The sequence below is a fragment of the Roseateles paludis genome, assembly GCF_039872745.1.
GTDB lineage: Bacteria > Pseudomonadota > Gammaproteobacteria > Burkholderiales > Burkholderiaceae_C > Pelomonas > Pelomonas paludis.
In genome coordinates this window covers 1-6,230 of the sequence record NZ_JBDPZD010000015.1, presented here as the reverse complement: position 1 = coordinate 6,230, position 6,230 = coordinate 1, and the positions used below count along the sequence as shown (strand labels likewise).

Here is a 6,230-nt window from a genome sequence, read left to right as displayed (position 1 = left end):
GACGCCCTTCTTTAGCGGCATTGCGCTGGACGTGACGCCGCAGATCGACGCGGCCGACACCATCACCCTGCACATCCACCCCTCGGTCACCAGCGTGACCGAGAAGGTCAAGCAGGTGGACCTCGGCACCATCGGCAACTACCGGCTGCCGCTGGCCTCCAGCAGCGTCAACGAGACCGACACCGTGGTGCGCATCCCCGATGGCCAGATCGTCGCCATCGGCGGGCTGATGCAGACGGAATCGAGTCAGCGCGGCTCCGGCGTGCCAGGCACCAGCAACATCCCGCTGCTGTCCAGCCTTCTGGGCAACCGCGCCAGCTCGGGCCGCAAGCGCGAGATCGTGGTGCTGATCAAGCCCAGCATCATCCGCAGCGCCGAGGACTGGGAGCAGCACAACCGTGCAGTGGCTGACTCCTTGGCCGACAGCGAGGGCAAGCGCCGCGTCATCACGCTGAGCGGCGCACCCGAAGCCAAGTAATCAGCGGCTGGCCGGGTAGGCACCCGGCACATGCGGCACGTCGGGCCAGCCCAGCACCTTGCGGGCTTCGGCCGGCACGGGCTGCGCGGGCACGCCGGCGAGCAGGCCGACAGGCTCGAAGCGGCGCATCTCCGGGCTGCGGAACACGGCACCGCTGTGGTTGATGAAGACGCGCGCCTTGGCCTCGACGCCGGGCACTGCCTTGCGGAAGTCGTCCAGGGTGTCGAAGAAGCTCATGCAGTTGGCATCGGCCACCGAGGCCCAGGACACCAGCGGCCGGTTGGCGGCCTCGGCCGCGCCCATGCGCACATAGACATTGCCGTCCACCTTGCTGGACATCGGGGCGGTCACCTTGCCGCACAGCATCGGCGGCTGCTCGAAGCGCAGCAGTGCCAGGCGCGGCGGGCTCCAGCGCCCAGCGACGGGCGCGTTGTCGGCCACCATCAGATTGCTTTCGAACACATGGCCCACGCGCTCGTCCACGCCGGGGCCGGTCGTCGGGTGCCAGCCAAAGTGGTCGCCGATGTTGCTGCGCGGGTCACGGGCAAACAGGGCTGGCGAGTTGACGAAGGTGTTGTGATAGACCCGCGCGCCGCTGCTGTTGAGGATGCGGATGCCCACCTCGTTGTTGACGAAGACATTGCCCGCCACCACCACGCCCTTCGAGATCTCGAAGAACAGGCCGGCCTGGGCGCCCTCGATGTGGTTGTTGACGAACACGCCCTCGACATTACCCACGTCGTACCAGACCGCGTTGGAGTGCGGCTGCTCGATGATCAGGTTGTCACGCACCGTGACGCGGTAGGACTGGTTGAAGATCTTCACCGCCGACGGGAAGATGCCCGTCAGCCGCTCGACGTTGTTGCGGCGGATCAGGTTGCGCTCCAGCAGCACGTCTGATGACCCGATCACGTAGATGCCCTCGGTGCCGGTGTCGCTGATCAGCGAATTGCGGATCACCAGCTTGTCGCCCCGGAAGTAGCCCGCCACGCGCGAGCAGAAGCTGATGCTCACGTTCTCCAGCAGCGTGCCCACCACCTCCTTGCCGTGGGCGGACTCGGGCGAGATGCCGATGGGGTCGTCGGTGGGCTCCTCGTTCGGGCCGGCGGCGGGGCGCTGGCCTTCGATGTCGATGGCGCGGTAGGCGTACTGGGTGAAGCTCAGGCCTCGGATCTGCGGGCCCTTCTTGTCGGGCGCCTTGCCGTGGGTCTCACGCGTCGTGCGGTGCAGGGCCACGTCATGCGCGGTGATCTCGACCTGCCGGCCCTTGGGGTCGAAGCCCAGGTAGACATAGCCGTTGGCGTAGTCTATGTAATAGGTCTTGGGGCCGAGTTCGCCCTCCCAGCCGGCGGACTCCAGCAGCTCGCCGTCCACGAACACCATGTCGTTGTTGAAGCGGTGCAGCGGCGTGAGCTTGCCCTCCGTCTTGCGCTGCCACCAACCCAGCGGCTGGGCCGGGAAGAGCTGGCTCCACTTGGTGCGCCAGACGTTCTGCGGCAGCGCCTCCCAGGTGGTGGCGAGTTGCGTCCCCTTGAGCACAGGCTGCTCGTCCAGGTAGGGCTGCAGGGTGATGCCTTGGTTGAACTTCAGGCTACCCGTGCGGTAGGTGCCGCCGCGCAGCACGATGGCGTCGCCCGTCACCACGCGGGTCACGGCTGCTTCCAGCGTGGTGGGTGCCGCCACGGTGCCGGCCGCATCGGCCTTGCCATCAGGCGCCACGACGAAGACGTGCCCAGCCTTGGGCAATGCATAGGACTGCGCCACAGGCCCATACGGGCCGCCAGAGGGTTGCGCGCTGGCCGGCAGCATGGCCGCAAGGCCCAGGGCCAAGGCGAGGCAGCGCAGGGCTTGCCGCGTTTGCAGAAGGGAGGCAGCGAGGTGGCGTCGCGATGCGCCTTGCAGGAGGTCCGTCATGGGTCGGTGGCAGTGTGTTCAGAAGGCAAAGAATGCGCTTTCAGCATCCCGGGAGGCCGGATTGTTAGCGCAACCAAGCGGAAAAGCCACCGCGCTGGATGAAGCCCGGCTCGCCATCAGGACTTGGCTTGCGGGCTTGCGTCGCGTCGAAGCGGCCCCTTTCCCGCACCGCCTTGGTTCGCGGCCCCAGCGTCCAAGCACGCTCCTTGTGCGTATTCGTGGCGGCCGCGAAACGCCCCGCACGAAGTGGCCGAGACCGCCAAACCCTGCACGCTCGGGTTGAAGGACAAGACCTTAGGCTGCGGCGCAGTTTGCAAAGGACGGACCCGATGGCCCTGGTGGACGAGTTGTTGCCGCACATGCGGCGGGTGGTCAACGTCGACCGCGACCTGCATGACCTGAGCCTGCTGTGGCAGATGATCGAGGCCAGTTCGGCCATCAGCTGCCCGGAGCAGGCCGACACCATCCTGCCCACGCTCAGCCAGACGCGCGAGAACTTTGCCGGCCTGCAGGCGCGGCTGGTGCAGCAGCTCTCGGAGGAGCACCTGGCCGAGGTGGGCGACGAGCTCGCCTCGGTGGCCCAGTGCACCATCGACATCCTCGTCCGCAATCTGTTTGAGCGCACCGCCGACGTCGGATTCCTGGCGATTGACGACGATCTACGCGCCTTTTGCGTGGCCGACCCCGGCACCCAGGCCGCACTGCGCCCGGCCATGGAGCAGCGCCTGCGCGAGTACCGCGCCAAGTACACGGTCTACGACGACGTGATGGCCCTGGCGCCCGATGGCCAGCTGCTGGTGCGCCTCACCGACGAGCCGCTGAGCCTCAGCCACGATCCCATCGTCAGCCAGGCGCTGCAGGCGGGCGCCTATGTCGAACGCTATGCGGCCAGCGATCTGGCCCAAGGGGCAGGCGCCGCGCTGCTGTACGCGCACCGCATCCTCGACGAGGCTGGGCAGGCCGTGGGCGTGCTGGTGCTGCGCTTCCGGTGCGCCGACGAATTGCGCCGCATCTTCAGTAGCGTCAGCGACAAGGGCTCGCACATCGCCATCGCCCTGATCGACGACGAGGGTCAAGTGCTGCTCAGCAGCGACGAGGCCCACGTGCCGCTGGGTGCCCGGCTGGAGTGCAGCAGCGCCAACCAGGTGGGCGTGACGGTGTTTGCCGGCCGCGAGTATTTGTCCGTCACCTGCCCCACGCGGGGTTACCAGGGCTATGGGGGCCCAGGCTGGCGCGCGCAGGCCATGGTCTCGCTGCTGACAGCGTTCCGGGGTGGGCATGACGTTGGCGACGCCCACGAGAACGTGGCCCTCGACAACGAGCACCTGCAGCGCATCCAGTCGGACGTCGAGGCCATCAACCGCAACCTGCGGCGCGTGGTCTGGAACGGCCGGCTCACCGCCGGCTCACGCGGCGGCAGCCAGGCGCAGCTCAAAGCCGTGCTGGCCCAGGTCAACATCGCCGGCGCCCGTACCCGCGACCGCGTCGCCCATGCCATTGGCGACCTCTACCGCACGGCCCTCGGGCGTGCGCGCCACCAGGCCCGGGAGTTGGCCCGCCTGGCGGCCGACGTCATGGACCGCAACCTTTACGAACGCGCCAACGACTGCCGCTGGTGGGCGCTGTCGCCGGTGCTGCAGCGCACCCTGGCCCAGCCCGCGTCGCCCGAGGCCGATCGTGCCCTCGTCAACGTCCTGCAGACCATCAATGGCCTCTATACGGTCTACACCCGCCTGGTCGCCTTCGATGCCGAGGGTGTGATCCGCGCGGTGTCCGTCGAGTCAAGCCTGGCCCCGCTCACCGGCACGCGCATCGACCCCGCGCTGTGCAAAGCCACCTTTGGCCTCGCCGACTCGCAACGCTATGCGGTCTCCGCCTTTGAGCCCAGCCCGCTCAGCGACGGCACCCCCACCTACGTCTACCTGGCTGCCGTGCGGGCGCCAGAGCATGCGCGGCCCATCGGCGGCATCGCCATCGTCTTCAATGCCGAGCGGGAGTTCCAGGCCATGTTGGCCGATGTGATGGGCGAGCGCACCGGTGTGGCCGCCTTTGTGGATGCACAGGGCCGCGTCGTGGCCAGCAGCGACGGCCGCTACCCAGTGGGCGTCAGCATGCCCTTTGACGGCACTGAGGCGATCGTCGAGCACGATGGTGCCCACCTCACCGCCGCGGGCGTCGAGGCCAGCGGTTACCGCGAGTTCAAGCTGGGCGACGGCTATAGCAATGGCATCCGTGCCGTCGTCGCGCTGCGCCTGGGCACCCTGGAGAGGCGCCGCACCTCGCTGCAAGATGCTGTGATCAAGGCCCTGCCCACGGCCAACCGCCAGCAGCTGAACGAGCTGGCCTTGTTCCAGATCGGCGCCTGCCGCTACGCGCTGCCGCTCAATGCGGTGCTGGACGCCCGCTCACCCCAGGGCCTGGTGCGCACGCCCGGCTCTCAAGGCGCGCTGATCGGGCTGCTTGAAGTGCCTGGCGAACACGGCACCGTGCTGGTCCCCGTGCTCTGCGGGCGCAAGCTCACGCACGTGCCCTACCCCGCCCGCGCCACCGACGGCGTGGTGCTGGTGATGCCCGCCCTACCCGGCCAGCGCCAACCTGCTTTCGCGCTCAAGGTGGACGACGTCAGCACCGTCGTCGAGGTGGGCGACGAGCACATCCAGCCCATGGCTGGCGACTGGCGTGGCCAGAACCGCCTGGTGTCCAGCATCGTGCGCGTGGACATCAGCGGCCCCGGCGCGCAGTCGCTGATCCAGCTCATCGACGTCGAGGCCCTGGCCCAGCAAATGGGGTTTGCCACGCCAGCACGCCTGGCGTCGGCCTAAGCTTCCCGCGTCGGCCAGCGCAGCAGGCCCACGGCCAACGCCAGGCCCAGCATCACCACGGCGCCGCCCACCAGCATCCGGGCACTGACCTGCTCGTGCAGGAAGAGCCCGCCCCACAGCATCCCGAACACGGGGATCAGGAAGGTGACCGACACCGCCTGCGTGGGCCCCACGCGCTGCAGCAGCCTGAAGTACATGACCAACGCGATGGCGGTGCACAGCAAGGCCAGGCACAGCGCACTGCCCCAGGCCGCCGGCCCAGGCAGGGTCTGCGGCCATTGCCACAGCGCCAGAGGCAGCAGCATCAGGCTCGCGGCGGTCTGGCTGCCGGCCGTCACCGTCAAGGCCGGCACATTGGCCAGGTATCGGCGCGTGGCATTGGCCGAGACGCCGTAGCACAGCGTGGCCACCAGGCAGGCGCCCACGGCCCAGAGGCCGGCATGGTCGCCCCCGGGTTTGAAGCTGACCTGCTCCCAGGCCAGGAAGGCCACCCCCACAAAGCCCAGGGCCAGGCCCAGCACGCGCAAGGGGCTCAAGCCTTGACGCAGCCAGACAAAAGCCACCACGGCCGTCCAGAGTTCTATGCCAACTACCTGAAGTTCTTCGAGCGCGCCCGCACCGAGTGGGTCCGCGCGGCCGGGGGCGAGCAGCAACGCCTGCGCCTTGAACAAGGCCTGATCTTTGTCGTCAGCGAGACCACGGTGCGCTACCTCGCACCCGCGCGGCTCGATGACGAGCTGACCATCACCGTCGAGCCCCTCGATCTCGGCCGCGCCACCCTCACCCTCCACCAGCGTGCGCTGCGGGGTGAACAAGTATTGGCCGAAGGCACCATCCGCGTCGGCTGCGTCAACGCGCACGACTTCAAACCCGCTCGCATCCCTGCTTCCCTCCTGGCTGCTCTGCAACGCCCATGAACCAAGACATCTCCATCGTCGCCCTGATCCTGCACGCCAGCCTGCCCGTGCAGCTCGTCATCGGCATCCTGCTGCTCAGCTCGCTGGCGAGCTGGAGCG

The 6,230-nt window shown here is 68.4% G+C and carries 5 protein-coding genes; 3 read left to right on the top strand and 2 right to left on the bottom strand.

What is annotated here, in order from left to right; genetic code table 11:
- Positions 1–478: type II secretion system protein GspD (locus ABDJ85_RS20225; RefSeq protein WP_430765576.1), on the top strand; the 478-nt coding region annotated here is incomplete at its 5' end.
- Here ABDJ85_RS20225 and ABDJ85_RS20220 read toward each other — a convergent pair.
- Positions 479–2,392, bottom strand: a complete 1,914-nt coding sequence (locus tag ABDJ85_RS20220) for a right-handed parallel beta-helix repeat-containing protein (RefSeq protein WP_347706617.1) — start codon at positions 2,390–2,392, stop codon at positions 479–481.
- 329 nt (positions 2,393–2,721) lie between these two features.
- On the opposite strand from ABDJ85_RS20220, the gene ABDJ85_RS20215 reads away from it, so the two are divergent.
- The gene (locus ABDJ85_RS20215; RefSeq protein WP_347706616.1) at positions 2,722–5,214 is read left to right on the top strand and encodes a chemotaxis protein CheW; all 2,493 of its coding nucleotides are present in this window, start codon (positions 2,722–2,724) and stop codon (positions 5,212–5,214) included.
- Here the strand turns inward: ABDJ85_RS20215 and ABDJ85_RS20210 are convergent.
- Entirely contained in the window at positions 5,211–5,750 is a 540-nt protein-coding gene (locus ABDJ85_RS20210; protein WP_347706615.1) for a DMT family transporter, read from the bottom strand. The genes ABDJ85_RS20215 and ABDJ85_RS20210 overlap by 4 nt on opposite strands.
- Positions 5,751–5,753: 3 nt before the next feature.
- On the opposite strand from ABDJ85_RS20210, the gene ABDJ85_RS20205 reads away from it, so the two are divergent.
- Complete coding sequence (locus tag ABDJ85_RS20205) at positions 5,754–6,131, top strand: YbgC/FadM family acyl-CoA thioesterase (protein WP_347706614.1); 378 nt, start codon at positions 5,754–5,756, stop codon at positions 6,129–6,131.
- Positions 6,132–6,230 lie beyond the last annotated feature (99 nt).